The sequence below is a fragment of the Sphingobium herbicidovorans genome, from assembly GCF_002080435.1.
In the GTDB taxonomy this organism is placed as follows: Bacteria; Pseudomonadota; Alphaproteobacteria; order Sphingomonadales; family Sphingomonadaceae; genus Sphingobium; species Sphingobium herbicidovorans.
The window spans coordinates 223,894-250,230 of sequence record NZ_CP020538.1; the positions used below are offsets into that span (position 1 = coordinate 223,894).

At 60.6% G+C, this 26,337-nt stretch carries 21 protein-coding genes, 1 tRNA gene and 1 pseudogene; 6 read left to right on the top strand and 17 right to left on the bottom strand.

The features are described from left to right. Positions 1-328: 328 nt before the first annotated feature. The 4 genes and pseudogenes from mrdA to B6S01_RS01125 form a co-directional block, all read right to left on the bottom strand. Positions 329-2,382: pseudogene (mrdA, locus tag B6S01_RS01110) on the bottom strand (penicillin-binding protein 2). Then, positions 2,379-2,906, bottom strand: a complete 528-nt coding sequence (gene mreD / locus B6S01_RS01115) for a rod shape-determining protein MreD (RefSeq protein WP_037468540.1) — start codon at positions 2,904-2,906, stop codon at positions 2,379-2,381. Before mreD ends, mrdA begins: the two are co-directional and overlap by 4 nt. Further along, entirely contained in the window at positions 2,903-3,814 is a 912-nt protein-coding gene (gene mreC / locus B6S01_RS01120) for a rod shape-determining protein MreC (protein WP_051908560.1), read from the bottom strand. The genes mreD and mreC overlap by 4 nt, the downstream gene beginning before the upstream one ends. Positions 3,815-3,831: 17 nt before the next feature. After that, entirely contained in the window at positions 3,832-4,878 is a 1,047-nt protein-coding gene (locus tag B6S01_RS01125) for a rod shape-determining protein (RefSeq protein ID WP_007685698.1), read from the bottom strand. A 159-nt stretch (positions 4,879-5,037) separates the two neighbouring features. Here B6S01_RS01125 and mutL point away from each other — a divergent pair, with 159 nt between their 5' ends. Continuing rightward, positions 5,038-6,825, top strand: coding sequence for a DNA mismatch repair endonuclease MutL (mutL, locus tag B6S01_RS01130; protein ID WP_037468542.1), 1,788 nt, complete (start codon positions 5,038-5,040; stop codon positions 6,823-6,825). 161 nt (positions 6,826-6,986) lie between these two features. Beyond that, a complete protein-coding gene (locus B6S01_RS01135; protein WP_157704804.1) occupies positions 6,987-7,361 on the top strand; it encodes a hypothetical protein in 375 nt (124 codons plus the stop codon). A 125-nt stretch (positions 7,362-7,486) separates the two neighbouring features. Here B6S01_RS01135 and B6S01_RS01140 read toward each other — a convergent pair whose 3' ends face one another. From B6S01_RS01140 to B6S01_RS01175, 8 genes are all read right to left on the bottom strand, one after another. Continuing rightward, positions 7,487-8,017: a DNA-deoxyinosine glycosylase gene (locus tag B6S01_RS01140; RefSeq protein WP_037468546.1), complete on the bottom strand. Its 531-nt coding sequence runs from the start codon at positions 8,015-8,017 to the stop codon at positions 7,487-7,489. 3 nt (positions 8,018-8,020) lie between these two features. Next, positions 8,021-9,121: a redox-regulated ATPase YchF gene (ychF, locus tag B6S01_RS01145; RefSeq protein WP_037468548.1), complete on the bottom strand. Its 1,101-nt coding sequence runs from the start codon at positions 9,119-9,121 to the stop codon at positions 8,021-8,023. A 69-nt stretch (positions 9,122-9,190) separates the two neighbouring features. Next, positions 9,191-9,910 carry a DUF2490 domain-containing protein gene (locus B6S01_RS01150; protein WP_081570259.1) on the bottom strand — a complete coding sequence of 240 codons (720 nt, stop codon included), beginning with the start codon at positions 9,908-9,910 and terminating at the stop codon, positions 9,191-9,193. 62 nt (positions 9,911-9,972) lie between these two features. Next, positions 9,973-11,601, bottom strand: a complete 1,629-nt coding sequence (locus B6S01_RS01155) for an alpha-D-glucose phosphate-specific phosphoglucomutase (RefSeq protein ID WP_037468550.1) — start codon at positions 11,599-11,601, stop codon at positions 9,973-9,975. Between the two features lie 137 nt (positions 11,602-11,738). Next, positions 11,739-12,308, bottom strand: coding sequence for an aminoacyl-tRNA hydrolase (pth, locus tag B6S01_RS01160; RefSeq protein ID WP_037468552.1), 570 nt, complete (start codon positions 12,306-12,308; stop codon positions 11,739-11,741). Between the two features lie 86 nt (positions 12,309-12,394). Next, positions 12,395-13,009: a 50S ribosomal protein L25/general stress protein Ctc gene (locus B6S01_RS01165; RefSeq protein WP_037468554.1), complete on the bottom strand. Its 615-nt coding sequence runs from the start codon at positions 13,007-13,009 to the stop codon at positions 12,395-12,397. 147 nt (positions 13,010-13,156) lie between these two features. After that, positions 13,157-14,035, bottom strand: coding sequence for a TraB/GumN family protein (locus B6S01_RS01170; protein WP_051908562.1), 879 nt, complete (start codon positions 14,033-14,035; stop codon positions 13,157-13,159). Then, positions 14,032-14,946, bottom strand: coding sequence for a TraB/GumN family protein (locus B6S01_RS01175; RefSeq protein ID WP_037468556.1), 915 nt, complete (start codon positions 14,944-14,946; stop codon positions 14,032-14,034). Before B6S01_RS01175 ends, B6S01_RS01170 begins: the two co-directional genes overlap by 4 nt. A 163-nt stretch (positions 14,947-15,109) precedes the next feature. Between B6S01_RS01175 and B6S01_RS01180 the strand changes: the two genes are divergently transcribed. The 3 genes from B6S01_RS01180 (at position 15,110) to ppdK (ending at position 21,271) form a co-directional block, all read left to right on the top strand. Further along, the gene (locus B6S01_RS01180; RefSeq protein ID WP_037468557.1) at positions 15,110-15,982 is read left to right on the top strand and encodes a glycine--tRNA ligase subunit alpha; all 873 of its coding nucleotides are present in this window, start codon (positions 15,110-15,112) and stop codon (positions 15,980-15,982) included. A 109-nt stretch (positions 15,983-16,091) separates the two neighbouring features. After that, positions 16,092-18,422 carry a glycine--tRNA ligase subunit beta gene (gene glyS / locus B6S01_RS01185; protein WP_037468558.1) on the top strand — a complete coding sequence of 777 codons (2,331 nt, stop codon included), beginning with the start codon at positions 16,092-16,094 and terminating at the stop codon, positions 18,420-18,422. Positions 18,423-18,571: 149 nt separating this feature from the next. Next, the gene (gene ppdK, locus B6S01_RS01190; protein WP_037468559.1) at positions 18,572-21,271 is read left to right on the top strand and encodes a pyruvate, phosphate dikinase; all 2,700 of its coding nucleotides are present in this window, start codon (positions 18,572-18,574) and stop codon (positions 21,269-21,271) included. Positions 21,272-21,325: 54 nt separating this feature from the next. Here ppdK and B6S01_RS01195 read toward each other — a convergent pair whose 3' ends face one another. Further along, the gene (locus B6S01_RS01195) at positions 21,326-21,772 is read right to left on the bottom strand and encodes a hypothetical protein (RefSeq protein ID WP_037468562.1); all 447 of its coding nucleotides are present in this window, start codon (positions 21,770-21,772) and stop codon (positions 21,326-21,328) included. A gap of 143 nt (positions 21,773-21,915) precedes the next feature. Here B6S01_RS01195 and B6S01_RS01200 point away from each other — a divergent pair. After that, a tRNA-Arg gene (locus tag B6S01_RS01200) sits at positions 21,916-21,992 on the top strand. A gap of 300 nt (positions 21,993-22,292) precedes the next feature. Here B6S01_RS01200 and B6S01_RS01205 read toward each other — a convergent pair. From B6S01_RS01205 to B6S01_RS01220, 4 genes are all read right to left on the bottom strand, one after another. Then, a complete protein-coding gene (locus B6S01_RS01205; RefSeq protein WP_037468563.1) occupies positions 22,293-23,747 on the bottom strand; it encodes a cobyric acid synthase in 1,455 nt (484 codons plus the stop codon). Between the two features lie 62 nt (positions 23,748-23,809). Beyond that, positions 23,810-24,031, bottom strand: coding sequence for a hypothetical protein (locus tag B6S01_RS01210; RefSeq protein WP_037468565.1), 222 nt, complete (start codon positions 24,029-24,031; stop codon positions 23,810-23,812). A gap of 26 nt (positions 24,032-24,057) precedes the next feature. Further along, positions 24,058-25,317, bottom strand: a complete 1,260-nt coding sequence (locus B6S01_RS01215) for an N-succinylarginine dihydrolase (RefSeq protein ID WP_037468567.1) — start codon at positions 25,315-25,317, stop codon at positions 24,058-24,060. Next, positions 25,314-26,333 (bottom strand): arginine N-succinyltransferase, encoded by a 1,020-nt coding sequence (locus B6S01_RS01220; protein WP_037468569.1) that lies wholly within the window; start codon positions 26,331-26,333, stop codon positions 25,314-25,316. The genes B6S01_RS01215 and B6S01_RS01220 overlap by 4 nt, the downstream gene beginning before the upstream one ends. Positions 26,334-26,337: the final 4 nt, after the last annotated feature.

Consider the following 26,337-nt stretch of genomic DNA (forward strand, 5'->3'; position numbering starts at 1 on the left):
GGGCCAGGCGCTTTCTGAGCCTCGATTTCGTCTCATCTGACTCTTGGGCTGTATCGACCAATGGCCATGATGATGCGGATGCACAGCAAGGGCCGCTATGGACGATTACCGCCTGCGGTCAGCTAGTACTGAGGCCAGTGTTTTACTCGTTTAGCCATAAGAAGCTCAGCGGCGAGTTGAAGCTGCAGGGAGCAAGAGCGGTCGGTGGCGGGGTGTTGCGATCGCGTGGGCGGCCTGCGGCATGGATGTTCGCTTGAATGTGTCGCAGCAGCGAACTCCAACATCGGATATATGCCATGCACCGACCGACTGGGATGCGGGGCAATAGTCAGGGGCCGACGGCTGGAGCGGTTGGAGGAGGGGCTTCGTCAGGGCTATCGGCAGGCGTTGTCACATTGCCTGCCGCATTGGGTGCAATGTTCGGACTACTCGCTTCAGTTGGCTCTTCTCCCCGCTCGATGGCCTTGGCGAGCCGAAATGCGCCCATTTGCCGTGCAAGCCGTTCTGCGGGCGGGCCGCCCCAGTCTTTTTCCAGCGTTTCCAGCTTTTCTATCGCCTTGGCCTTGTCGAACAGGAAGGACATCGTATCGCTGGCGATCATGGGGGCGTCTTCGATACGATTTGTATGGCCGCCATGTTCGATAATGCAGGCGATCGCATAGCGCGGGTTGTCGAAGGGCGCAAAGCCCTGAAACAACGCGTGATCGCGCAGTTTGAAGGGCAGTGATGCGTTGCCACGCACACCGCCTGCTCGTTCCGCCATCGTGATGCGGCGTACCTGCGCCGTACCCGTTTTGCCTGCTATCAGGACGCCCGGAATACTCATCCGCGCCGCGCCGCCGGTCCCCCGCCATTCACGACGGCGCTCATCGCGTCGCGGATGGTCACCAGATGCTCTTCCGGAACTCCCACAGGATCGGGTTGCGTCCGCTTCGCGCCGAAAAGGAAATTAGGCATCAATTGGCGACCGGTGGCCAGACGCGCCGCCATGACCGCCATTTGTAGCGGGTTTATCAGCATATAGCCTTGGCCGATGGTCGCGTTTACCGTGTCGTAGACCTGCCACTTCTGCCCATATTTTTTGAGCTTCCACGCGGGATCGGGAACTGTGCCATAGCTTTGACTGGGGAAGGGCAGGGGGAATTTCTGTCCCATGCCCACGCGCCGGGCCATGCTGGCGATGCGGTCCATGCCAATGCGCTGAGCCATCTGATAGAAATAAATGTCGCAGCTCTGCGCGATGGCGCCTCGCATGTCGAGCGAGCCATGCCCCCGTCTCTTGTGGCAATGGAACAAAGTGTTGCCGACGCGAATGGCGCCGGGGCAGTTGACGCGATCCGCGGCTGAAATTCCGGCTTCCAGCAGCGCCAGCGCAACCATCGGCTTCACTGTCGAACCCGGCGGATACAAGCCCTGCAGTGTCTTGTTGCGCAGCGGGACATGATCGTCTTTCGACAGCATTTCCCATTCAAGATGGCTGATGCCGTCAGAAAAGCTGTTGGGATCGAAGCTCGGCATCGATGCCATCGCCAGGACGTCACCATTACGGCAATCGATAACTACGACCGATCCGCTCTGCGTCGCCAGCCGCCGGCCTGCATATTCCTGCAAGCCAGCGTCGATCGTCAATCTGATCGAGTTGCCCGGTGTATCGGGTCGGGTTGTCAACTCCCGCACGATCTTACCGCGCGCAGTCACTTCCACCCGCTTGGCGCCCGGCTTGCCCGTCAGTGCTTGATCAAAGGACTTCTCAAGACCATCCTTGCCAACCTTGAAGCCGGGAGTAATCAGGAGCGGGTCCTTGCGCTCTTCGAAGTCCTTGGCCGACGCCGCGCCTACATAGCCCAACAAATGGCCGACAGTTGCCCCGGCCGGATAATGGCGGGAAAAACCTTGGCTCGGCGCTACACCTGGCAAGTCAGGTAAACGCACGCTGATGGCCGCGAACTGGTCGTAAGTCAGCTTTTCCGCGACCTGCACGGGACGGAACCCGTCTGACTTGTCCAACTCGGTTCTGATCCGCTCCACATCTTCGGGGGCCAGGGTCAGCAAGTGGGTAAGGCTTCTGATCGTGCCTTCAGGATCAGTAACACGCTCAGGGATCAGATCGACGCGAAAATCGGTGCGGTTATTTGCCAGAGGCTTGCCATGACGATCGAGAATCCACCCCCGTCGCGGCGGGATAAGCGTCAGGTTGACGCGATTGCTCTCCGCCAGGACGTTGTACTTCTCATTCTCTGCAACGCTGATCCATCCCATTCTGCCGATCAGCATCGCGCCGATCCCGGCCTGTAGTCCTCCGATCACCATGGCCCGGCGCGTGAAGGTAAAGGACAAGGATGTTTCGGTTACGGTTTTCCGCTGGAGGGTCGTCGATTTCATGCCATTACGCGCCAGCGATCAATCCGCGCGCATTGCCGCACCACGAATGGAAAGAGCAGGATCGTCCAAAGCATTTGCGGCGCGACCAGTTTCAGTTTGATGTCCCCTCCGCCTGTGATCCGTGCGAAGAACACCCCGCCGACAATACAGAAGATAATTGCGATCGCCGCAATTAACCAGTCCTGCCGGTAGCTGCGCCATACGATGCGGTGTTCGATGGCATCGATACCAATCAGCGTCATGGTCCACAGAAACATCGCGGAACCTATCGGCTGGCCGCTCAGGATATCATCGAACAGTCCCAGCGGAAGGCCGATCCATGCACGCCACAGTTCCGGGCGCAGGAGCCTCCACGACAGCAGCAGTAGAAGGCCGAAGGGCGGCATGACCGGTGCTTGGGCGATCAGGGGCATTACACTGATAGCAGATCCCAGCATGACCGCGATCACCGGCGCTCCCGCCAGCCGAAAGCGTGACGGATGGCGGCCGAGCCGGGGAACATGCTGGAGATGCGGGTCAATCATTGGACGGTGGCGTTTGTCACTGGCCCCGGGGTGATTTCCGCCGCAGCAGGTTCATTGCGCGTGACAGCTTCCTCGAACGAGCGTTCGACGACTACGGCATCGACCTTTGATGGATTGGCCAGCGGTACGCCATAGGCGATCTCTCCCGCTATTCGCACGACAACTGCCACGGGAATGTTTGGCTGGTAGATGCCGCCGACACCTGAAGTCACGAGAATGTCGCCAGGGCTGAACGGATTGCGACCCGCCGCCAGCGAACGGATTTCCAGCGTTCCGTCGCCCAGCCCGGTGGATATGGCGGGGACGCTATCGGTTGCCCTGCGGATTGGCACGATGTTGCTGTTATCGGTCAGCAGCAGCACTTCGGCGGTATTGGGGGTTATGCTATGAATGCGTCCAATCAGTCCTTCGGATGCGCGCACAGGCATTCCCGTTCGAACTCCTTGCCAACGCCCGGCGTTCAAACGCGCAAAGCGGCGAGGGCTGGAGGAGGATGAGGAAATCAATCGTGCCGTCAGCAAGCTGCTCTCATCCTCGTCAACCAGCTTCAGTAACTTTTTAAGGCGCAGATTTTCCTGCGAAATCGCCTTTGCTTCAATGATGCGGTTGTGATCGGCTTCGACCTGACGGCGCAGTGCGATATTTTGAGATCCTGCACGCCAATATGCGGTCAGCACCTCGTCGAGCGAACTGATGCCGCTCACCATATTACGCAGGCCGAGTGAAGCCGGACGCGAGATTTCGGATGTCGCAGTCCTGATTGCTGCAAAGCCGGTCGGATCGAAGATTGCGACGGCCACCAAGAGGAGGCCGACGGCAGCCCCCGTGACCGCCACGACATAGCTGACGAACAGGCTATACTGCGCCTTGCGGTTGTAGCCGGGACGCCGGCTGGGTGGCCGCGCCATCTGTGGTCTCCCCGACCTTAAGCGGTCTGCAGAACGCCTCGAAAGATCGGATCCTCCATTGCCCGGCCTGTGCCGATGGCGACGCAGGTCAGCGGATCTTCGGCGATGGTAACGGGCAGGCCCGTCTCGTCGCGCAATTCGTCGTCCAAGCCCTTGAGCAGTGCGCCACCACCGGTCAAGACGATGCCTTGATCGACGATATCAGCGGCCAGTTCCGGCGCGGTGTTTTCCAGTGCGATGCGCACGCCTTCGACGATGGTGCTGATCGGCTCGGCCAGCGCGTCGGCAATCTGACCCTGATTGATCGAGATTTCTTTCGGAACGCCGTTCACCAGGTCGCGTCCCTTGATGTGAATCGTTTCGCCTACGCCGTCCTCAGGCGGTTGAGCCACCCCGAATTGCTTCTTGATGCGTTCCGCGGTTGCCTCTCCGATGAGGAGGTTATGGTGGCGGCGAACGAAGGAGACGATCGCTTCGTCCATTTTGTCGCCGCCTACGCGCACAGAGGTGGTATAGGCCAGCCCCCGCAGCGACAGTACGGCGACTTCGGTCGTGCCGCCGCCGATATCGACGACCATGGAGCCAATCGGCTCGGTTACTGGCATGTCGGCGCCGATTGCGGCTGCCATGGGTTCCTCAATCAGGAAAACCTGGCTGGCGCCGGCGTTGCTTGCCGCATCGCGAATCGCGCGGCGTTCAACGCTTGTGGAACCAGACGGCACGCAGATGACGATTTCGGGGAAACGCCATGGACGAGACTTGCCGCCATGCACCTTGGTGATGAAGTGCTTGATCATCTGCTCGGCGACATCGATGTCCGCGATGACGCCGTCGCGTAAGGGACGAATGGCCTCAATCGAATCAGGGGTCTTGCCCATCATGAGCTTGGCGTCATCGCCCACTGCCTTGACCCGTTTGACGCCGTTCAGCGTCTCCACCGCCACTACGGACGGCTCATTCAGGACGATCCCTCGGCCGCGCACATAGACGACGGTGTTCGCCGTGCCGAGGTCGATAGCCATATCTTGGGAGGAGAGTTTGAAAAGTCGCGAAAAGATCGACATGCGAATTCCTGTTCAGCCCGCCCGTCCCGGCGACGCGAACCGGGGCGTTCGGATGTCCGTGCCACGTTCCGGCGTCCCTGTCATCCTCCCCTGTCAGGAAGTAAAAATTTCGGGGACAACGGCTCGCGGAAAGCGCTCGCTTGGGCTAGTCACTAATCAATGTCAATACGCCGCCTGCCTGAACATCTGATCAACCGCATCGCAGCGGGCGAAGTGGTTGAAAGACCCGCTAGCGCGCTCAAGGAAATTGTGGAAAATGCGTTGGATGCCGGAGCGTCGCGTATTTCCATACGCTTAAGCAATGGCGGGCTCGACCGGATCGAGGTCAGCGATGATGGATGCGGAATGGCTCCGGAGGAAATCGCCCTGGCCCTTGAAAGGCACGCGACCTCGAAATTGCCCGATGACGCAATCGAATGTGTATCGACCCTGGGTTTTCGAGGTGAGGCTCTTCCGTCCATCGCCAGCGTAGCCCGGCTTTCCATCGACAGCAGGCCCCAAGGCCAGGACGGCTGGAACCGAACGATCGATAATGGTGCGCTGCTGTCCGAAGGTCCCGTCGCTCTGCCGCCGGGTACGCGCGTCACGGTAGAACAGCTTTTCGCTCGGGTGCCTGCCCGCCGCAAATTTCTGCGCTCGGCGAAAGCCGAATATGCGGCATGTCTCGACATCGTGCGCCGCCTTGCCATGGCGCATCCGTCAGTCGCCTTCTCCCTCGAACATGACGGGCGCCGTGCGCTGAGTGTGCAGGCCGGTGACGCGCGCGAGGACCGCGTGGCCGCACTTACCGACCGAGCGCTCGCAGAGAATCACGTGATCGTTTCATTGGAGCGTGAGGGTATTCGCCTTTCCGGCGTAGCTTCGCTCCCCACTTATAATCGCGGGGTGGGAGATCATCAGTTCCTCTTCGTGAACGGCCGCCCCGTGCGCGACCGTCTCCTCGTGGGCGCGGTGCGGGGGGCTTATGCCGACATGCTCGCGCGTGATCGCCATCCGGTGGTTGCCCTGTTTATCGATGTCCCGCCGCTGGAGGTGGATGTGAATGTCCATCCAGCCAAAACCGAAGTGCGGTTCCGCGATCCTGCTCTGATCCGCGGCATGATTGTTTCCGGCTTGCGCCGCGCGTTGGATGCCGAGGGCTTTCGTTCAGTGCAGAAGGCTGACCCCGCCGGACTTTCCGCGTGGAAGATTGAGCCGGTCTCCCCAACGCCGATTGGTCAGCTCCCTATCTTCGAAGCGGCCTTTCCGGCCGTGTCGTCCTATGCGCCGTCGTCGGCTTCCTTTGCCGACCGCCGCCCCTCTTTTTCTGCGCCGCCACCTCAAGCGCGCGCCGAACCCGCCGCAGACGCGGCGCCGGAGAGCGCCAGCTATCCGCTGGGGGTCGCCCGCGGACAGGTCGCCCGCACCTATATCGTCGCCGAGGCAGAGGATGGCCTTGTAATCGTTGATCAGCACGCTGCGCATGAGCGGCTGACGCTTGAACGTATGCGCCGGGCCATGGACGGGCAGGGCGTTGCTGCTCAGGCGCTGCTGCTGCCCGAAGTCGTTGAACTGGACGAACCCGCCTGCGACCGTCTGGAAGCACGCATCGATGAATTGCGCGACTTCGGCCTGGAACTGGAAAGGTTCGGTCCCGCGGCGATACTGGTCCGCGCGACCCCTGCGATGTTGGGGCAGGGGGACGTACAAGGCCTTGTCTCCGACCTTGCCGACGACCTTGCCGCCTATGACAGCGCTCTATCGCTTAAGGAAAGGCTGGACATGGTTGCTGCCACCATGGCGTGTCACGGCTCCGTGCGCGCGGGACGCGTACTCAGCGTGGTAGAGATGAATGCGCTGTTGCGAGAAATGGAAATCACGCCTCGCAGCGGCCAATGTAATCATGGCCGTCCTACTTGGGTCAAGCTTGGCCATGGCGACATAGAAAAGCTTTTCGGAAGGAAGTGACGATGCGCGTAACTGCCTGCCTGCTCGCGCTTTGCCTGTCCATCGCGCCAGCCGATGCGCGACCGCGAAACCCTGTAGCATGCCAGGAAGCGCCGCCGCCCGAGCCCTGGACCAGTTGGATGCAGAGCGGGAGGGCGATCGCAGGCGGGGAAGCGGCGGCGATGCCGCGGTTGATCCTTGGAAAGCCGGTGATCGCTACGCTTCGCCCTTTATCGCAGGTTCAGTTCGTCGCACCTCCAGCTGAAATGGAGAAGAAGGGTTATGGGGGTCTCTTCTCGTTATCGGTGAAGGTGCCTGCCCGCATCGGGATTGGGTTGTCCGAGCCGGCATCGGTTGATGTGGTTACCGATCGAGCAGTCCAGTCGTCGAGCGATCATGGCGATGGCCCCGAAGGTTCTGGCATTGCGAAGATTATATGGTTCGATCTGTCGCCGGGGCTACACATTGTCCAGATCGCAAATGCCCGTGAACGCGCCATTCGTATCATGGCCGCCGACGCACAGGCCAACCGCCCAGATGCCAACCAGAACAAATGATCTCGGCTGCCGGAACAGGGCAATGGGCATCATCGCCGTGACCGGCTGATCACTCTGATGACCATTGCGACTGGGTACCGCACTATGCCATCTCCGGCCGGGTACGCGAGGCCCTTACGTTTACATCAATCGCGCGTATCGACCCATTGACGCAGAACTTGCCAGGCTTGCGCCTTCTTCTCGCGTGACAGCATCGCGTATGCGCCACTGGATGAGGGCAGGTCGATGAGCGTCAGGTCTTGCGTCAACCCGATTTGGCGACGACCATGAAGCGCCGCAGTCTTGCCGTTGAATGCTACCGCTTCCAATTTCGGCAAGCAGCTTATGAATACCGAAAGGTCCCGCAATTCGGCGCTGCGGATGGCACTGTCCAGACTGCCTTCCCGATCGGCACTTTCGATAACATCCCATAGTCCGACGGCCCGCGCCTTCATCCGCTTCAGCCGTAGAGCATAGGGCAGGGTGCGCAAATCTTCGTCCAGAACATCGCCCATCAGCGTCCAGAAGGCGTTCCCCCGATGCGCATAATATTCGCCCTGACGTATCGACGCATCGCCGGGCAGGCTACCCAGGATCAGCAGCCGGGTGTTTCCATCGACACTAGGGGGAAAGGCGGCCTTGCGCTGCGCAGGCATTTGGCCGGGGCGCAGCGCCATGGATCAGACGTTGAATCGGAACAGCATGATATCGCCGTCCTGAGTCACGTAATCTTTGCCTTCAGACCGCCATTTCCCGGCTTCCTTGGCGCCCGCTTCGCCATTGAACTGGACATAGTCGGCATACGCCATGGTTTCGGCGCGGATGAAGCCCTTCTCGAAATCGGTGTGAATCGCGCCCGCCGCCTGCGGTGCCTTCGATCCCTTGGCCACCGTCCAGGCCCGAGCCTCCTTGGGACCAACGGTGAAAAAGGTTATTAGGCCCAGCAATTCATATCCGGCCCGGATGATCCGCGCCAGACCCGCTTCCTCCAGGCCCAGCGCCTCCAGATATTCAGCGCGTTCCTCGACTGGCATGGTGATGAGTTCCGCCTCTATCGCGGCCGACACGATCACCGCCTTGGCGCCTTCGGCCGCCGCCTTTTCGAACACGCGCGCCGAATAAGCATTGCCCGCTGACGCCGCATCTTCCTCGACGTTGCAAACATAAAGGACCGGCTTGGCCGTCAGTAACTGTGCCTGACGAAAGATCCGTTCTTCTTCATCATCGCCGGGCTGCGTCAATCGTGCGGGCTTGCCGTCGCGGAGCAGCTCCAGCGCCTTGCCTAGCACGGACGCAGCGGCTTTGGCTTCCTTGTCACCCTGCGCGGCCTTCTTGGCGAAGTTCGGAACCCGCTTTTCAAGACTTTCCAGGTCTGCCAGCATCAGTTCGGTCTCGACCGTCTCGGCGTCGGCGATCGGATCTACCTTGCCCTCGACATGGGTGATGTCGTCATCCTCGAAACAGCGCAGCACGTGGACGATAGCATCGACTTCGCGGATATTGGCCAGGAACTGGTTGCCCAGCCCTTCGCCTTTTGACGCGCCCCGCACCAAACCCGCGATATCGACAAAGGCCAACTGTGTTTCGATGATCTTCGCCGATCCGCCGATTTTCGCGATGGTCTGAAGCCGCTCGTCCGGCACCGCGACCTGGCCGACATTGGGCTCGATCGTGCAGAACGGATAGTTCGCCGCCTGGGCCGCCTGCGTTTCGGTCAGCGCGTTGAACAGGGTGGACTTGCCTACATTGGGAAGCCCGACGATACCGCAACGAAAACCCATGGATTAGCCTTCACGTCATTATGATGGGCGCGCCGATAGCCTGTTCCGCGCGCGAAGGCCAGCCTGCGCTCAGTGCCGAAAGAAGAGGGTGACGGACGCGACATGGTTCATTCGCTTGGCGCCGCTGGCTTGGTCGATATATTGGTTAAGATAGCCGATTTCGGCTGTCGATGTGCCCATCAGCTTGATTTCCGTGCCGATGAAGCTGCGCAACTGGTCAAATCCTGCCTTCTGTCCCCAATCGGTACGGTTGAGCGCGATGAATCCTTCAGCATATATGAGCGCGTTGACAGCGCTACTCTCGGGCATGAGCGGCTTTTCATACCGCAGCATCTCACGAAGCCGCCATCCCATGTCGCTGCCGTCGGATCGCCAGCGTTGCTCCAGTCGGGTTCGCGATGAAAGTTCCCCCTGCCATGGTTTGCCGATGATCCAGTTGACCTGCTGAAAGCTCCGCTCTTCATTGATGTCGCGCCCATCATTGGTTGGCAGCATCACATGGGCGTAGCCTTGATAGACTGACAGACTCGAAGACAATTTCCAGCCGATCGCTGCTCTAAGGAGGGTCTGATCAGCCTGCGAAACACCTTGGCCAATGCGCGGTTGGACTTCCGCGAAGTAGCTGAGGGCGCCCGATACCGGCCCCATCGCGGTCAGGTTCATCCAGACCTGCTCGTCCTCGGTGGTCGCGGCGGCTGACTGAGTCGGCTTCAGGGCAAACGATGCCCCCGCAGCCCAGGTAAGAGTGCAGGCGGCAACGAAGGCGCGGCATGATCGGAAGCTGTGCATGACGCGCCCTTAGGTGCGGGCCTTTTCCATCCGATGTCCACCGCGTGACTTTTCGTAACGGGTCATGTGATGACGCTGGGCCGTTCCATCCCAGTGAAGCCTTGGATATCGGCTATTTCCTGCGCTGCGCGGACAAGCGGCTGCAGCGCGTCGGCCGTTTCCAGGCCCAACTTGCCGGTCTGGTCAACGTAACGCTCGATATAGACGCGCAATGTTGCCCCTTCAGTACCAGTGCCTGACAAGCGGAACACGATACGCGATCCATCTTCGAACAGCAGGCGTATGCCTTGATTGCGGCTGACCGATTGGTCTGTGGGATCGGTATAGGCAAAATCATCCGCACTTCTAATCGTCCCGCCGCTGTTAATGCTTCCCGGGAGGGTCGTGAGCTGATCCTGTAGTGCGAGCATTAGTGCGTCGGCGCGATCTTTGGAGATCGCTTCATAGTCGTGTCGTGCATAATAGTTTCGGCCATAGGTCGCCCAATGCTCGGCCATGATCTGCGCAACGCTCTGCCGCCGCACCGCCAATATGTTTAGCCAGAGCAAGACGGCCCATACGCCATCCTTCTCGCGGACATGGTCCGATCCGGTGCCCGCGCTTTCTTCTCCGCAGATTGTCGCCATTCCCGCATCCAGCAGGTTGCCGAAGAATTTCCAACCGGTTGGGGTTTCAAAGAGCGGAACGCCGAGCTTTTTGGCTACCCGGTCCGCCGCGCCGCTGGTTGGCATCGACCGGGCGATGCCCTTGAGCCCCTTGGCATAGCCGGGCGCCAGATGGGCATTGGCTGCCAAAACAGCCAGCGAGTCCGATGGGGTGACATAGCAATGCCGTCCGATGATGAGGTTGCGATCGCCGTCACCGTCGGAAGCCGCTCCGAAGTCAGGTGCGTCGGCTGCCATCATCTGGTCATACAATGTCTTGGCATGCACCAGATTGGGATCGGGATGATGATGGCCGAAGTCGGGTAGAGGAGTCGCGTTCCGTACCGTTCCGGCAGGTGCGCCAAGCCGTTTTTCGAATATCTCAACCGCATAGGGGCCAGTGACGGCGCTCATGGAATCGAAGGAGAGAGTAAAGCCACCCGCAATCATGGCTCGCATGGCGGAAAAATCGAACAGCTGCTCCATCAGATCGGCATAGCCCGCAACCGGATCGACGATCTCGACGGTCATATCTCCCAACCGACTGGCGCCGAGCGTGTCGACATCGACATCCTGCGCATCCAGGATGTGATAGCTCTCGATGGATAGCGACCGGGCATGAATGGCGTCGGTTACCTTTTCAGGCGCGGGGCCGCCATTGGAGACGTTATATTTGATGCCGAAGTCTTCATCCGGTCCGCCGGGGTTGTGGCTTGCCGACAATATCAGTCCACCAAAGGCTCCCGACGCGCGAATGAGATGTGAAGCCGCAGGGGTAGACAGGATGCCGCCTTGCCCGACCAGTGCCCGGCCAAAACCGTTGGCCGCCGCCATCTTCAGCACAATCTGGATGACTTCGCGGTTTAGATAGCGTCCATCGCCGCCCACGACCAGGGTCTGTCCTTCAAATCCCTCCAGGCTATCGAACACCGATTGGACGAAATTCTCCGCATAGTGGGGCTGCTGGAAAATGCGGACCTTTTTGCGCAGGCCCGACGTGCCTGGCTTCTGGTCGGTGAAAGGCGTCGTCGCAACGGTCTTGATCACCCGCGTCCCCTCTTTGGGAAAAATGGAAAGTCAGATCCCCTCTATGGCCTGCCAGCGCGACTCTCGGCAATCCGTCCATCGCAGTTTGTCGTGCAGGCGCGGCGCTCAGTCGCCAATCGCGCTGCCCGGAATGACGCTCATTCCGCCAGCCGCAGCGCCACCTCATTCATGAACCGCGCGTCATCTTCCTTGGCGAGCCATTCCGCTTCCGCTCCGATAGCCCCCAGCATATCGGAAAGGGCGTCCATCTCGCTCTTGTGATAATTGCCAAGCACATAACCATGAACCCGGTCCTTATGCCCCGGATGGCCGATGCCGATGCGCACGCGGCGGAAATCCGCACCTATATGGGCATCGGTTGATCGCAAGCCATTATGTCCCGCATTGCCGCCGCCGCGTTTCACCTTCACCTTCATCGGCGCAAGGTCCAACTCATCATGAAAAACGGTCACATCCTGTGGCGTCAGCTTGTAAAAACGCATTGCTTCACCGACTGAGCGCCCGCTTTCGTTCATGAAGGTCGCGGGCTTTAGCAGGATGATTTTTTCGGGTCCGATCCGGCCTTCCTGAACCCATCCCTGAAACTGTTTCCTGGGCGCTGAAAAGCGATACATGTCGGCGATGACATCGGCCGCCATGAAGCCGACATTATGCCGGTGCATCGCATATTGGGCGCCCGGATTGCCTAGGCCCACCCAGATCTGCATCGCGCATCAACTCCCAATAAAAATCCCGCCCGCCGAGTAGGCGGACGGGATTTGAATTTCCACCCCGAAGGTGAATGTCGAAAGGCTTATTCGCCTTCCGCAGGGGTTTCGTTGTCGCCCTCAGCACTCTTGAGCGCAGAGGGAGCGACCACGGTGGCAACGGTGAAGTCCTGCTCGTCATGAGCGGCCTTTGCGCCCTTGGGCAGCTTCACGGCGCTGATGTGAATCGATTCGCCGACATCCAGGCCGGTCAGATCGACGACGACATCATCGGGGATTTCGGCCGCATCGACGATCAGTTCGATCTCATGCGCGACGATGTTCAGCACGCCGCCCTTCTTGAGGCCCGGCGAAGCATCTTCATTGTCGAAGCGCACCGGCACGTTGACGTGGACTGTGGCATGTTCCGAAACGCGCAGGAAGTCGGCGTGCAGCGGACGATCGGTCACAGGATGGAAAGCGACGTCCTTGGGCAGGGTGCGAACCTGCTTGCCGCCAACCTCGACCATGACGACCGAGTTGAAGAAATGGCCGGTGCCGAGCAGCTTGTTGAGGAGCTTTTCCTCAATGTGGATCGACTGCGGTTCTTCATTGTTACCATAGATGACGGCGGGTACGCGGCCCTCGCGGCGGAGAGCGCGGGAGGCTCCCTTGCCTGCCCGATCGCGTGCCTCGGCCGACAGCGTAAGCTGCTCGCTCATTGCGTGTCTCCAAAAGCAAATTGATGTAAGCGCCCGTCACGCCTCCAGGGATGACCATGCCGGGACCGGGGCCCAATAGCAGAAAAGCGGGAGAAGGCAAGCGACGCCCTCACCCTCCGTCCGTTTCGAGCGCAGTCGAGAAACCACTCACTGCACCCGCGTAATCTTATACCCCTTGGCTTCCAGCAACCCGATCAGATTATCCCGCCCGGTCAGATGCCCCGTTCCCACCGCAATGAAGGGACGCCCCCGAAGCTTCCCCACAGCCTCACTCCAGCCCCGATTGCGGGCGACCAGTACCGCCTCCACCACCATAGGATCGGGCTGCTCCCCCATCTCATCTTCCCGCGCGATCGCCGCCAAGTCGCCTTCCAGCCATGCCCGCAAAATGCGCTCATAGAGCGCCTTCATTCCCTGTGTCTCTTCGATCGTCTGTGCCAGTAGGCGCCGCTGCGCAGCCTCCGGCAGCGTATCGAAGGCGCCAAACTGGCGCGCCACCGTTTCCAGTCCGCTGATCGGCTTGTCCGCTGTACGAAATTCGCCGATTAGTGAGGGTTCGACGCCTTCGTCCCCGCTTACATGCAAGGATTGCTGAGCCGCCGCCGACACCAGCATGGCCGCCGCCCAGCTTTCATAGCTGGACAAAAGCTGCGTGCTCGTCCCGCCCTCACCGGCAATCCGCTGAAGCTCCTCCCGTTCATCGACCGGCACGCGGGCCTCCAGGGGAGGCAAGCCAGGACTGCGCCCCATCTTCTCAAACAGCGCCATGGTGCGTGCGCGATCCTGGATTTCCGCCGATTCCAGCACCAGCTGGTCAGCTTCCTTGATCGCCGCCCTGATCTTGTCCGTCCGCCACGCCACGCCTTTGGGCAGAACATGGATGGTACCGAACAGCCACCCATCCAGCCCATGCCCCTCCACGCGCCAAAGTGCGGGGCCTTTTCCTGCTGGAGGCGCTACCGGCTCGCGCCCGCAGGCCGCCACCAGCAGCAGCGCGCACAAACCCAGCCATCGCAGCAAGCTCACTCGGCCACCCTGGCGGACGCCACTCCCAGCGCCTTCAGCTGATCTTGCACGCTGCCCTTGCCCGCCAGATGACCCGCGCCGACCGCGATGAAAACCGTCCCGGGCTGCGCCAGCCTTCCCTTGATCCACTTCGCCCAATTGGCATTTCGTTGGATCAGCAGCACCTGAGCCAGTTCAGGCGTAGTTTCCAGCGACTCGTTCATCTCCGCCGCCAGCTTCTCGGGATCGCCCTCCTTCCAATGCGCGATCAGCCGGGCGAACTCAGCATCCATGTCCGGCAGGCCGTCGACTGTCGCGTTCAGGAACCTGACCTGGCTTTCCATCGGCAGGCCCGCGAAATAGCCGAGTTGCTGCTCCACCGTCTCCAGCGCCCCGATCTTCTTCCCCGCAGCCTTCGCCGCCGCCGTCAAAGTCTTTTCCGCGCCCAGATCCGCCTTGTAGCCGAGCTTCTCCAGCGGCTGCACGGACAGCGCGATGCCCGCCATCCACGGGTTGAACGCCTCGAATATCTGCCAGGGAAGGCTGTTCGCCACCATCGCCGCCTGATATTTCCCACGTTCCTCCGCGCCGAGCCGGTCAGACAGCTTCACCCCGTCCCGCGCCAGCGCCGTATGCGCCATCGAAGCTGCCATCGCCTGCGCATCCTCAGGCTCGACAATCTCCAGCACCAACTCGTCCGCCCCATCGAACGCCCGCTTGATCCCGCCCTGGAACCATTCGGTCCCTGGCTTCAGAACATGCACCGTGCCGAACAGATAGATGGTCGTATCCGCATCCTTCACCCGCCACAGCGCAGGCGTCACATAGGCAGCTTTCGCCGCAGCAGGGCGCGCGGAAGCCGTCTGTTCCTGCGCACAGCCGGTCAGCAACAGCAGGCCAGCAGCCAGCAAGCGGGGAAGGGGCCATTTCATATCGGCATCGATCCATATCGAAGGGTTTCGCCGCCATCCATGCGGGGCAGGGGCCTTCAGGGCAAGCGGATTAACTGCCTTTCCACCGGCTTTCCCTTGACCCTAAAGCCCTCCTGCGCCAAGGCGCGCGCGATCAAACCGTCATTTTCGCAAGGGACCGTCCGTGGCGACAGGCAAGCCGCTTTCCTTTCAGGACCTGATCCTGACCCTGCACGCCTATTGGGGAAAGCAGGGGTGCGTCATCCTGCAACCCTATGACATGGAAGTCGGCGCGGGCACCTTCCACCCCGCCACCACCTTGCGCAGCCTTGGTCCCGACGCCTGGAACGCCGCCTATGTGCAGCCCAGCCGTCGCCCGACCGATGGCCGCTATGGCGAAAACCCCAATCGCCTCCAGCATTATTACCAATATCAGGTGATCATGAAGCCGTCCCCGGCGAACCTGCAGGAACTCTACCTGGGATCGCTGGTGGAGATCGGCATCGACCCGCTGGTGCACGACATTCGCTTCGTAGAGGACGACTGGGAAAGCCCGACGCTGGGCGCCTGGGGCCTTGGCTGGGAAGTCTGGTGCGACGGCATGGAAGTCACCCAGTTCACCTATTTCCAGCAGATGGGCGGACTCGACTGCAAGCCCGTCGCGGGCGAGTTGACCTACGGCCTCGAACGCCTTGCCATGTATATTCAGGGCGTCGACAGCGTCTATGACCTGAAGTTCAACGACGGGGGCGTCACCTATGGCGACGTGTTCCTCGCTAATGAGCAGCAGATGTCGAAATGGAATTTCGAGATCGCCGACACCGAAAAGCTGTTCCGCTGGTTCAAGGACGCCGAAGCCGAGTGCAAGGCGAGTCTCGAAGCGGGCGTCCCGCTCGCCGCCTATGATCAGGCGATCAAGGCGAGCCATGTCTTCAACCTGCTTCAGGCGCGCGGCGTCATCTCCGTCCAGGAACGCGCCAGCTACATCGGTCGCGTCCGCGACCTTGCCAAGGGTTCGTGCGAAAAGTGGATGGAAGTGAACGGGTGGGTGGCGTGATGCAGATGTTAAATTCCATCATCCCAGCGAAAGCTGGGATCTCATGCCCCAAGCGCTCCACCATGCGGCACAAGGCCCCGGTCTCCGCCGGGGCTGTGGAGAAAATCGCATGACCGATTTTCTCCTTGAACTGCGCTGCGAAGAAATCCCCGCACGCATGCAGCTCAAAGCGTCGGAAGACCTCGCCCGCCTCTTCACCGAGGAGCTGGGCAAGGCTGGCCTGAAGCCCGAAAACATCGACAGCTTCGTCACACCCCGCCGCCTCGCTTTGATCGCCCGCAACCTGCCGCTGGAAACCGCCGCCGTCAGCGAAGAGTTCAAAGGCCCCCGCACCTCCGCCCCCGCACAGGCTCTGGAAGGCTTCCTCCGCAAGACCGGGCTGAACCAGGACCAGCTTGAGGACCGCGACGGCGTCTGGTTCGCCACCGTCAACAAGCCCGGCCGTGCGACGGTAGAAGTGCTGGCGCAAGCCGTGCCCGCCGTCGTCCGCGCCTTCCCTTGGCCCAAGTCCATGCGCTGGGGCACAGCATCCCAGACGACCGAAAGCCTCCGCTGGGTCCGCCCATTGCAAGGCATCGTCGCCATCCTCGGCGAAGATCTGGTCGATATCGAAATCGAAGGCATCCGCAGCGGTTACGCCACGCTCGGCCACCGCTTCCACCATCCCGGTGAAATCACCATCGGCAGCGCACACGATTATGTCGAAAAGCTGCGCGCCTGCCATGTGATCGTCAGCCACCAGGAGCGCCAGTCCATCATCGAGGCGAAGGCGAACGAAGCCGCTGCCGCGAAGGGCTATACCGTCATCGAGGACAATGGCCTCGTCGCTGAAAATGCCGGGCTGACGGAATGGCCGGTCCCGCTGCTCGGCGATTTCGATCCCGCCTTCCTTGATGTTCCGCCTGAGGTCATCCAGCTAACCCTTCGGATAAATCAGAAATATTTTGTTCTGCGCGACGGCGCGGGCAAGCTCGCCCCGGCCTTTATCTGCACTGCAAATATCGAGGCCAAGGACGGCGGCGAAGCGATCATCGCCGGCAACCGCAAGGTCCTCGCGGCGCGCTTGTCGGATGCCCGCTTCTTCTGGGAGCAGGACCGCAAGACTAGCCTCGAAGATCACGCCAAGAAGCTCGAACGCATCACTTTCCACGAGAAGCTCGGCACAGTCGCGGACAAAGTGGACCGCGTAGCCAAACTGGCCCGCTGGCTGGTAGAAGAAGGCATAATCGCTCCCCTCGCGCAAGCGGGAGGGGCCGGGGGTGGGCAAGCCCCAACGACCGAACAACTCGCAGACCTAGTCGAACAAGCCGCCCGCCTAGCCAAAGGCGACCTCGTCACCGAAATGGTTGGAGAGTTCCCCGAGCTTCAAGGCATCATGGGCGGCTATTACGCCCGCGCCGAAGGTCTGCCCGATGCCGTGTCGGACGCAATCCGCGACCACTATAAGCCGGTAGGCCAGGGAGATGAGGTGCCAACTGCACCCGTCACCGTGGCGGTGTCGCTGGCGGACAAGCTCGATACACTCGCAGGCTTTTTTATCATCAATGAACGACCGACCGGATCTAAGGATCCATTTGCCTTAAGGCGCGCAGGTATTGCGATTTCTGCCTTGGTTCTAGGCAACGAACTCCGGGTTGGCATCACCAAGGTCGGAATGCAGGCAATGTTCGGGATCCTCTCCAACATCTATCGCGGAGAGGAGCTTGGAAAAATCGCGAGCATTGCGCCTGCGCTTGGTCAACTCTCAGACCGAGGATTGGCTGATGCTGTAATCAAGGACGTATTTCCCAAGGTCGATGTTCTTTCTGATCCAACAGCGGTGTTGCCAGTTGAACAAAGAGATCGGAAAAATGCGGCAACTTTGATCGAGGTGGTTGCATTCATTTTCGACCGCCTCAAGGTCCAGCAAAAGGAAGCGGGCGTCCGCCATGACCTGATCGACGCGGTCTTCGCGCTCGGCGGCGAGGACGACCTCGTCCGCCTGCTCGCTCGCGTGAAGGCGCTTCAATCCTTCGTCGCCACCGATGATGGCGCGAACCTGCTTGCCGGTTACAAGCGCGCCGCCAACATCCTGAAGAAGGAAGGTGTCGATCAATCCGTCATGCCAGCGAAAGCTGGCATCTCAGGCGGTGCGAGTGAGGCTGAGACCCCAGCCTCCGCTGGGGTGACGCCGTTGACCTACACCCCCGAACCCGCAGAAGCCGAGCTCATCGCTGCCCTCGATGCCGCCGAACCGCGCGCAAGCGCCGCAGTGCAGGCGGAGGATTTCGAAGGCGCCATGGGTGCGCTCGCTAGCCTGCGCGCACCGATCGACGCATTCTTCGACAAGGTCACTGTGAACGATGCTGACCCGGACAAGCGTCTCGCGCGTCTCGCGCTGCTCGCACGCGTGCGGGACGCGGTTCACGCCGTCGCTGATTTCTCGAAAATTGCAGGGTAGTTCGTGAGAACCGGGCCGTAAAGCGCTCGGAAAGAATATAGAAGGTCGAGGATCATCGTAAAAGCGGGTGCGTTCACCGCCCCGTCTGTTGTAGGAATGTTGCTGCAACGCACAAACATACGGCAACCAGTGCAGGGAGAGCCGGAACTATGTTGAAAATGGAAGAGGCCAGCATGAGCACGACCGCGACGCGTTATGTCTATCGTTTCGGCGGCGGCGTCGATGATGGTGGCAAGGGTGACAAGAATCTCCTCGGCGGCAAGGGCGCCAATCTGGACGGCATGGCCGCCATCGGCCTTCCTGTGCCTCCGGGTTTCACTATCACTACGGAGATGTGCACGCGCTATTATCAGGACGGCGGCGTGTTCCCGGAAAGCCTTAAGGCGGAAGTCGCCAACGGCATCGCGCATATCGAAGGGATCACCGGCAAGAAGTTCGGCGACGCCGCCGATCCGCTGCTCGTTTCCGTCCGCTCTGGCGCGCGCATCTCCATGCCCGGCATGATGGACACTGTCCTCAACCTTGGCCTTAACGATGAAACCGTCGTCGGCCTCGCTGCGGCATCGGGTGACGAGCGTTTTGCCTGGGACAGCTATCGCCGCTTCATCCAGATGTATTCGGACGTCGTGCTGGAACTCGACCATGGAGCGTTCGAGGAAGCCCTCGAAATCGCGAAGGAAGACCAGGGTTATACGCTCGACACGGAAATGACCGCCGACGACTGGAAGGCGCTCGTTGCCGAATATAAGGCTCTTGTTTCAAAGCTTTGGAACAAGCCTTTCCCGCAGGATGTGAACGATCAGCTTTGGGGCGCGATCAGCGCGGTCTTCGGCAGCTGGCAGGCCGACCGCGCCAAGGTCTATCGTCGCCTGAACTCCATTCCGCACGATTGGGGCACTGCCGTCAACGTGCAGGCGATGGTATTCGGCAATATGGGCGACACTTCCGCTACCGGCGTCGCCTTTACCCGCGATCCGGCAACGGGCGAGAACGCCTATTATGGCGAATATCTCATCAACGCGCAGGGTGAAGACGTCGTCGCGGGCATCCGCACGCCGCAATATCTGACCAAGGCCGCACGCGAGCGGGCAGGGGCCAAGCCGCTGTCGATGGAAGAGGCGATGCCGGAAACCTATGCCGAACTGGCGCGGGTCTTCCAGATCCTCGAAACCCATTATCGCGACATGCAGGACATCGAGTTCACCGTGCAGCAGGGCAAGCTCTGGATGCTCCAGACCCGATCGGGCAAGCGCACTGCCAAGGCCGCCCTCAAGATCGCGGTCGACATGGCCACCGAAGGCCTGATCACCGAGCAGGAAGCTGTCGCTCGCGTCGATCCCGCCGCGCTCGATCAACTGCTCCACCCGACGCTCGACCCCAAGGCGCCGCGCGATGTGTTGACCAAGGGCCTGCCCGCATCGCCGGGCGCGGCTTCGGGCGCGATTGTTTTCGACGCCGACACCGCAGAACGCCGCAATGAGCTTGGCGACTCTGTCATCCTCGTTCGCGTCGAAACCTCGCCAGAAGACATCCACGGCATGCATGCGGCCAAGGGCATCCTGACCGCGCGTGGCGGCATGACGTCACACGCCGCGGTGGTTGCGCGCGGCATGGGCCGCCCCTGCGTATCCGGCGCGGGCAGCCTGTCGATCGACAACACCGCCAAGACGCTGCGCATCGACGGCCGCACGCTCAAGGAAGGCGACATCCTCACCATCGACGGTTCGACCGGCGAGGTGATGGCGGGCGAAGTGCCCACCGTGCAGCCTGAACTGGCCGGCGACTTCGGCGTGCTGATGGGCTGGGCCGACAAGGTCCGCCGCCTGAAGGTTCGCGCCAACGCGGAAACGCCGCTCGATTGCCAGACCGCGCGCGATTTTGGCGCGGAAGGTGTGGGCCTGTGCCGCACCGAGCATATGTTCTTCGACGCCGCCCGCATCACCGCCGTCCGCGAGATGATCCTCGCGGACAGCGAAAAGGGCCGCCGCGCCGCGCTCGAAAAGCTGCTGCCTGAGCAGCGCGACGATTTCGCGCAGATCTTCATGGTCATGGCGGGTCTGCCCGTCACCATCCGCCTGCTCGATCCGCCGCTGCACGAATTCCTGCCCCATGGCGAGGCGGAGTTCGAAGAAGTGGCCAAGGCTGCGGGCGTTGGCGTGGATGCACTCAAGCGCCGTGCCGCCGAATTGCACGAGTTCAACCCGATGCTCGGCCATCGCGGTTGCCGACTTGGCGTCACCTATCCCGAAATCTACGAAATGCAGGCCCGCGCTATCTTCGAAGCCGCGCTGATCGTTAAGCAGCGCAGCGGGGACGCGCCTATCCCGGAAATCATGATCCCGCTCGTCGCGACGAAGAAGGAGCTGGAGCTGATGAAGGCGATTGTCGATCGCGTCGCCAGCGAGGTCTTCGCAGAACAAGGCGGATCGGTCGAATATCTCGTCGGCACCATGATCGAACTGCCGCGCGCCGCGCTCAAGGCTGGCGAGATCGCTGAGGTTGGCGAATTCTTCTCCTTCGGCACCAACGACCTGACACAGACGACGATAGGCATCAGCCGTGATGACGCCGGCCGTTTCCTGACCCAATATGTGGATAAGGGCATCTTCGCGCGCGATCCGTTCGTCAGCATCGATGTGGAGGGCGTGGGCGAACTCATTGAACTGGCTACCGAGCGTGGTCGTGCTAGCCGTCCTGGCATCAAGCTGGGCATTTGCGGCGAGCATGGTGGCGACCCGGCGTCCATCGCCTTCTGCGAGCGGACCGGTCTCGATTATGTGTCGGCTTCGCCCTATCGCGTTCCTATCGCCCGTTTAGCTGCCGCGCAGGCAGCACTGGCAAGCAAGTAACCTTTCGACCCGCCTGTTCCTTGAAAGAGGGGCAGGCGGGCAATTTGCTGCCGATCACCTCTCGATATAGCGGCGTTCATGCTCGCGAATCTTTCCGTTCTCGAGCAGCTTTGCCTGTATCTTCCACTCTTCGTGCGCGATCGTCCCAGGCGTTCGTCCAAGTCGGCCCTCTAGTGTAGCCTGCAGCTCATCGCTCATGCCGCTCATCTGCGCGTAGTTGTGATAGCCCGCTTCATTCAGGATGGCGGCCTCCTGGGCGGAAATAGACCGGATACGTGTGAGGTCGTCATGTCCCTCTCCATGCGACCGTACGGGGGACACCCTACCGCTGACAGGCGTATGGATGAGCGTGTCGCGCTCCTTGATCGTCTGGCGGTGAGCCAATTGCTCGTCTCGCCACAATCTTTTGTACTTGCCGCGCCCACTGGTCATCAATCCGAGCAACAGACCTGCAACCAAGGCGATGAGGATCAGTGCGATATAGTTGAGAGTGAACGTCATTCATCGCCTCCTTACCCCCTATGCGGAAACGAGTAGACCGATACAAAGGTTGCCGTTTCGGGTGGGCTTACCCCGGCTCGGAAAAAAAGGTAAAAAAGGGGCTTGCCCAATCAACCGCCCCCATCTATCTGCCGCTCCACAACGCGCCCGTAGCTCAGCTGGATAGAGCATCAGACTACGAATCTGAGGGTCGGACGTTCGAATCGTTCCGGGCGCACCATTTTTCTTTCGCAGGAAAATGAGTAGCTTATCAGGCGATCCTGAAGGATCGCACTTTAGGCTTCGGTCTGCCGCAGGTCGGTTTCAATTGTCCCGCAGTTGTTGGCGTTTTGATTGACATTCCAACCGGCGATCTGGCGCTCAATGGTGTTGAGCTATGCCCTGTGCCGGGGCGGGCACTGCGATGGCACAGCCTTTTCCTTCCCGCTCCCTTGAGTAAGGTTTCGCCACTCTTGGTTCGATCCTCCAAAATTCCCATGAGGTAGGCACGGGGATGCGGAAAATGCCAGATCCATGATGCTTAGTGGTTGTTAGCGATAGCTAATATTGCGTCTATATCGGCATGTTGTTCCAACTGCGCCGCGATCTCGTCGAGTGCACGATTGACGGAGAGATTATAATCCTGTCCTGTGGACTGCCCTCCGATTGTTGCGATCATCGCCGCGCGCAGCTTGGCGCTGGCGAATAGTCCGTGGACATAGGTCCCTGAACTCCGTCCGTCTGCGCTGACTGCTCCATCAACGCGACCGTCCGCTAGTTCCGCGAACGGCCGAGCGCAATCCGCGCCTGCGGTGATCCCCACATGCATTTCATATCCGCCAAAGCCTTGCCCATGAGCCGAACCGCTCACGCTCTCCAAGGATTTGGCCCGGGTGAGTCGAGTCTCCACATCTAGGAGTCCGAGACCCTCGATGGTTCCCGGCGGACCCTCGATCCCATCCGGGTCGGCGATGCTGCGTCCAAGCATCTGATAGCCCCCGCATATACCGAAAACAGGCTTTCCGCGACGATGATGGGCCAAAATGTCGATGTCCCATCCCTCCCGCCTTAGAGCGCATAGATCAGCTATGGTCGCCTTCGACCCAGGCAATATGATCAGGCTGGCCTCCGCGGGTATAGGGCGTCCGGGTGGTACCATGACGAGGTCTATCGCTGGCTCCAGCTTGAAGGGGTCCAGATCGTCGAAATTGGAAATGCGAGGCAAAATCGGGCAGGCGATTATCAGGCGTTCGCCGCTTCTGCTGGGCCGGCGTTCCAGCACCACGGCGTCTTCACTCGGCAATCGGGCCGTCGCGTCCAGCCAGGGGATAACGCCCAGGCCGCGCCATCCCGACAACTGTTCGATCTGGCGGTAGCCATCTTCGAACAAGGCCGGGTCGCCGCGGAACTTGTTGATCAAAAATCCATGGATCATGGCGGCGTCAGCGGGGTCGATGACAGCCTTGGTGCCCGCGATCGCGGCAATGACGCCGCCCCTGTCTATGTCCCCCACCAGTATCACTGGTACATCAGCGGCCCGTGCGAAGCCCATATTCGCGATGTCACCAGCCCGCAGATTGATTTCAGCTGGAGATCCCGCACCTTCGACGACAACAATGTCGCATTGCTGCCGCAAGCGCCCGTAGCTTTCGATAACGGCGTCGAGCAATTGCCTGCGTGCCGTGCGAAAGTTGCCCGCGTGCAGCGAACCGCGGACCTGCCCATGTACGACGAGCTGTGAAGTCCGGTCAGCCTGCGGCTTCAACAACACCGGGTTCATATCGCTATGCGGTTCCGCGCCTGCTGCCAGCGCCTGCAAGGCCTGTGCGCGACCGATCTCGCCGCCGTCGATGGTGACGGCTGCATTGTTCGACATATTTTGCGGCTTGAAGGGACGCACGCGATATCCGCGACGAACCAGCGCACGACACAGGCCGGCAACCAGCACCGATTTTCCGACGTCGGACCCTGTTCCCTGAAGCATGATTGCAGCCATTGCGCGGCTCCTGCATGGCCTTTGGGCGCAGGTCAATCGGCTGTCCTGCTGGGAACCAAGGCTCAGCCGGTCAGATGACGTTGCAGGTCCACCGCGTCCAGTATTTTGCCGCCTGCCATGAATACGGCTCCGGTGCAGGCCAGCGCCAGAATTTGTCCGCCAGTCCCGGGATATTGCTGCATATAGACTACGCCACGCTCAGCGGCGCCAAGGGCAAGCGCATAGATGACCAGAAATGCCTCGAATTTCGTCTTGATCGTGAAAAGGCGTTTGATCCGTTCCATTGGTCCCACCCGAGCAGCGATTTGCTCTAGGGAATTAAGTCGCCTGAAAGCTGCAAATGGTCAACAAGGGTTAACCACGATTGTTCGATCTGGGCAATCAGACGGGTATCTGCCAGTTCACCAGGCGTGATCTCTTCGGGCCAATAGCGGCTTACAATATCGGCGATGTCATCAAGCTTGGCTTCATTCACCAGAAACCGAGGGTCTATGTTCGCGGGGTCGGCCACGACCCGCAATCGCAGACACGCGGGGCCTCCACCATTTGCCATCGATTGCCGTATATCGACCGTAATGAGCCGCCGGATTGGACCATTGCTGGAAGTCATTTGTTCCAGCCAGTCCCACACGCTCGCTATATTTCTTGCTTCGGTTGGCAGGATGAGCGCCATGCCACCTTCGGCCAGCGTCACCAGTTGCGCGTTGAAAAGATAGCTACGGATGGCGTCGGCTAGGCTCACGGACCTGTCCGGCACTTCAATAATCTGTATCGACGGCAGCAAGGCTTGCAGGTCCGTATAGAGGCGCTCCTTATCTGCAAAAGCCTTCTCATGCGCAAAAAGCACATTTTCATTGGCGACCGCGACGACATCATTGTGAAAGGCTCCAGCGGCGATCGCCTCTTCCGACTGCATGGCGAATAGCGTTCGGGCGGGATCCAGGCAGTGCAACCGTGCGATTGCCTTGCTCGCCTCGAGATGTTGCCGCGCGGGAAAAGGCCCTCCAGACTGGCCATAGGCGAATATCTCGACGCCGCGACACGCATGATTTTCAGATAACCGCATATGGTTGGCAGCGCCTTCGTCGCCGAACGGCGCAGGAACGGGCGGATGAATGACGAAAGCGTCTCGATCGGAAAAGGCTATCTTCAACTGCGCAAGCGTCTGCGGCCATTCGTGGCTGCGATGGGGCATGGTGACGAGGTTGGCTACTGTCAGATGCGTGCGGCCATCTGATGCATCGGCAGCGGGCGAGACTGTCGCGGCATTGGCAGCCCACATCGAGGAGGCAGACATTGCCGCCGCGCGGATAGCAGGTTCCGCGTCGCTGATATTGGTCCCAAGAGCGCTTAGCCAGCGGCCATCGGGACGCCATTGAGGGAGGAAGATGCCTTGGGGAATGCCGAGCTGCAGGTTCGTGCGCATCTTCTCGATGCCCTGCAGGGCGGCTGCGCGTGGATGAGATACGGTCCCCGCGTTGCGAGCAGAGGCCAAGTTGCCAAGGCTCAGCCCAGCGTAATTGTGACTGGGGCCGATCAGCCCGTCGAAATTAATCTCGCGAACGGTCATGCCCGCGCCACCATCGCAAATTGCTGGCCCGGTTCCATCTGAAGGCGCTGGGCGCTTGCCCTGTCGAGGGATACCGATCCAGCCTCCTTCGTGCGGACAAAGCCATAAGTGCAGCGATAGTTTGCCAGCCGCCCAGTCGCGACAAGCTGCTTCTCTCCACCGCTCTCATGGATGCCCGCCAATGTGACGTCCTGCGCATGAGCCACGGTTTGTAGCGAGTTGATCTGGCCGATCATGGTTGGGCCGCCATCAAAAATGTCTATGTAGCCGGGATTTGTGAACCCTTCGGTTTCCAGCATCCGCATCGCCGCTCGCCCGTTGGGGTGAGGCAGTCCGATCACCGCCCGGGCACTGTCGTTCAGCATGGCGGTGTAGATCGGCGTCTTGGGCATCAGGTCTGCGATGAATTGGTTGCCATGAATGGCATTGAAATCGTCGGCCTCCTGGAAACTCATTCCAAAGAACCGCCCTGCAAGCCCATCCCAGAAGGGGGAGCCTCCCGCCTCATCGATCACGCCGCGCAATTCGGCGATCACCTGATCCCCGAATCGCGCGCGATGGTTGCGGATGTAGAGATAGCGGCTGCGGGCGAGCAGCAGGCCCAACCCCTCGGCGCGTTCTCGCGGGTGCAGGAATAGGCCGCCGACTTCGGTAGAACCCTCCAGGTCCGTGACCAGCGAGAGCATTTCCGCCCGAAAGGTGCGCGATAATTCCCGGCTATGCTGGGTCAATACGCCCAGGCGGTAGGAATAAAAGGGCCAGTTTTGCCCGACTTTACTGAATATCTGGCAGGTTCCCCGGACCTGATCGGTTTCGCAATTCTCCAGCACGAGGAGGATCAATTCGTCCTCAATGCCCTCCGATTGCCGCGAAAGGGCACGCTCAGTCCTTTCCAGCTTCTGCTCCAGCGCCTGCCGATCTGCCGGAAGATTGGTGAAGCCGCCTCCTGTCAATTTCGCCAGCTCATACAGGCTTTGCAGATCATCCGGGCGCGCTGTGCGCATCACGAAATTCAAGCCT

Excerpts from the sequence above, each read along its gene's own strand:
- mreD (WP_037468540.1), bottom strand. The coding sequence starts at position 2,906 with ATGATTGACCCGCATCTCCAGCATGTTCCCCGGCTCGGCCGCCATCCG.
- mreC (WP_051908560.1), bottom strand. The coding sequence starts at position 3,814 with ATGGCGCGGCCACCCAGCCGGCGTCCCGGCTACAACCGCAAGGCGCAG.
- B6S01_RS01125 (WP_007685698.1), bottom strand. The coding sequence starts at position 4,878 with ATGTCGATCTTTTCGCGACTTTTCAAACTCTCCTCCCAAGATATGGCT.
- mutL (WP_037468542.1), top strand. The coding sequence starts at position 5,038 with ATGTCAATACGCCGCCTGCCTGAACATCTGATCAACCGCATCGCAGCG.
- B6S01_RS01135 (WP_157704804.1), top strand. The coding sequence starts at position 6,987 with ATGCCGCGGTTGATCCTTGGAAAGCCGGTGATCGCTACGCTTCGCCCT.
- B6S01_RS01140 (WP_037468546.1), bottom strand. The coding sequence starts at position 8,017 with ATGGCGCTGCGCCCCGGCCAAATGCCTGCGCAGCGCAAGGCCGCCTTT.
- ychF (WP_037468548.1), bottom strand. The coding sequence starts at position 9,121 with ATGGGTTTTCGTTGCGGTATCGTCGGGCTTCCCAATGTAGGCAAGTCC.
- B6S01_RS01150 (WP_081570259.1), bottom strand. The coding sequence starts at position 9,910 with ATGCACAGCTTCCGATCATGCCGCGCCTTCGTTGCCGCCTGCACTCTT.
- pth (WP_037468552.1), bottom strand. The coding sequence starts at position 12,308 with ATGCAGATCTGGGTGGGCCTAGGCAATCCGGGCGCCCAATATGCGATG.
- B6S01_RS01165 (WP_037468554.1), bottom strand. The coding sequence starts at position 13,009 with ATGAGCGAGCAGCTTACGCTGTCGGCCGAGGCACGCGATCGGGCAGGC.
- B6S01_RS01175 (WP_037468556.1), bottom strand. The coding sequence starts at position 14,946 with ATGAAATGGCCCCTTCCCCGCTTGCTGGCTGCTGGCCTGCTGTTGCTG.
- glyS (WP_037468558.1), top strand. The coding sequence starts at position 16,092 with ATGACCGATTTTCTCCTTGAACTGCGCTGCGAAGAAATCCCCGCACGC.
- ppdK (WP_037468559.1), top strand. The coding sequence starts at position 18,572 with ATGTTGAAAATGGAAGAGGCCAGCATGAGCACGACCGCGACGCGTTAT.
- B6S01_RS01195 (WP_037468562.1), bottom strand. The coding sequence starts at position 21,772 with ATGACGTTCACTCTCAACTATATCGCACTGATCCTCATCGCCTTGGTT.
- B6S01_RS01205 (WP_037468563.1), bottom strand. The coding sequence starts at position 23,747 with ATGGCTGCAATCATGCTTCAGGGAACAGGGTCCGACGTCGGAAAATCG.
- B6S01_RS01210 (WP_037468565.1), bottom strand. The coding sequence starts at position 24,031 with ATGGAACGGATCAAACGCCTTTTCACGATCAAGACGAAATTCGAGGCA.
- B6S01_RS01215 (WP_037468567.1), bottom strand. The coding sequence starts at position 25,317 with ATGACCGTTCGCGAGATTAATTTCGACGGGCTGATCGGCCCCAGTCAC.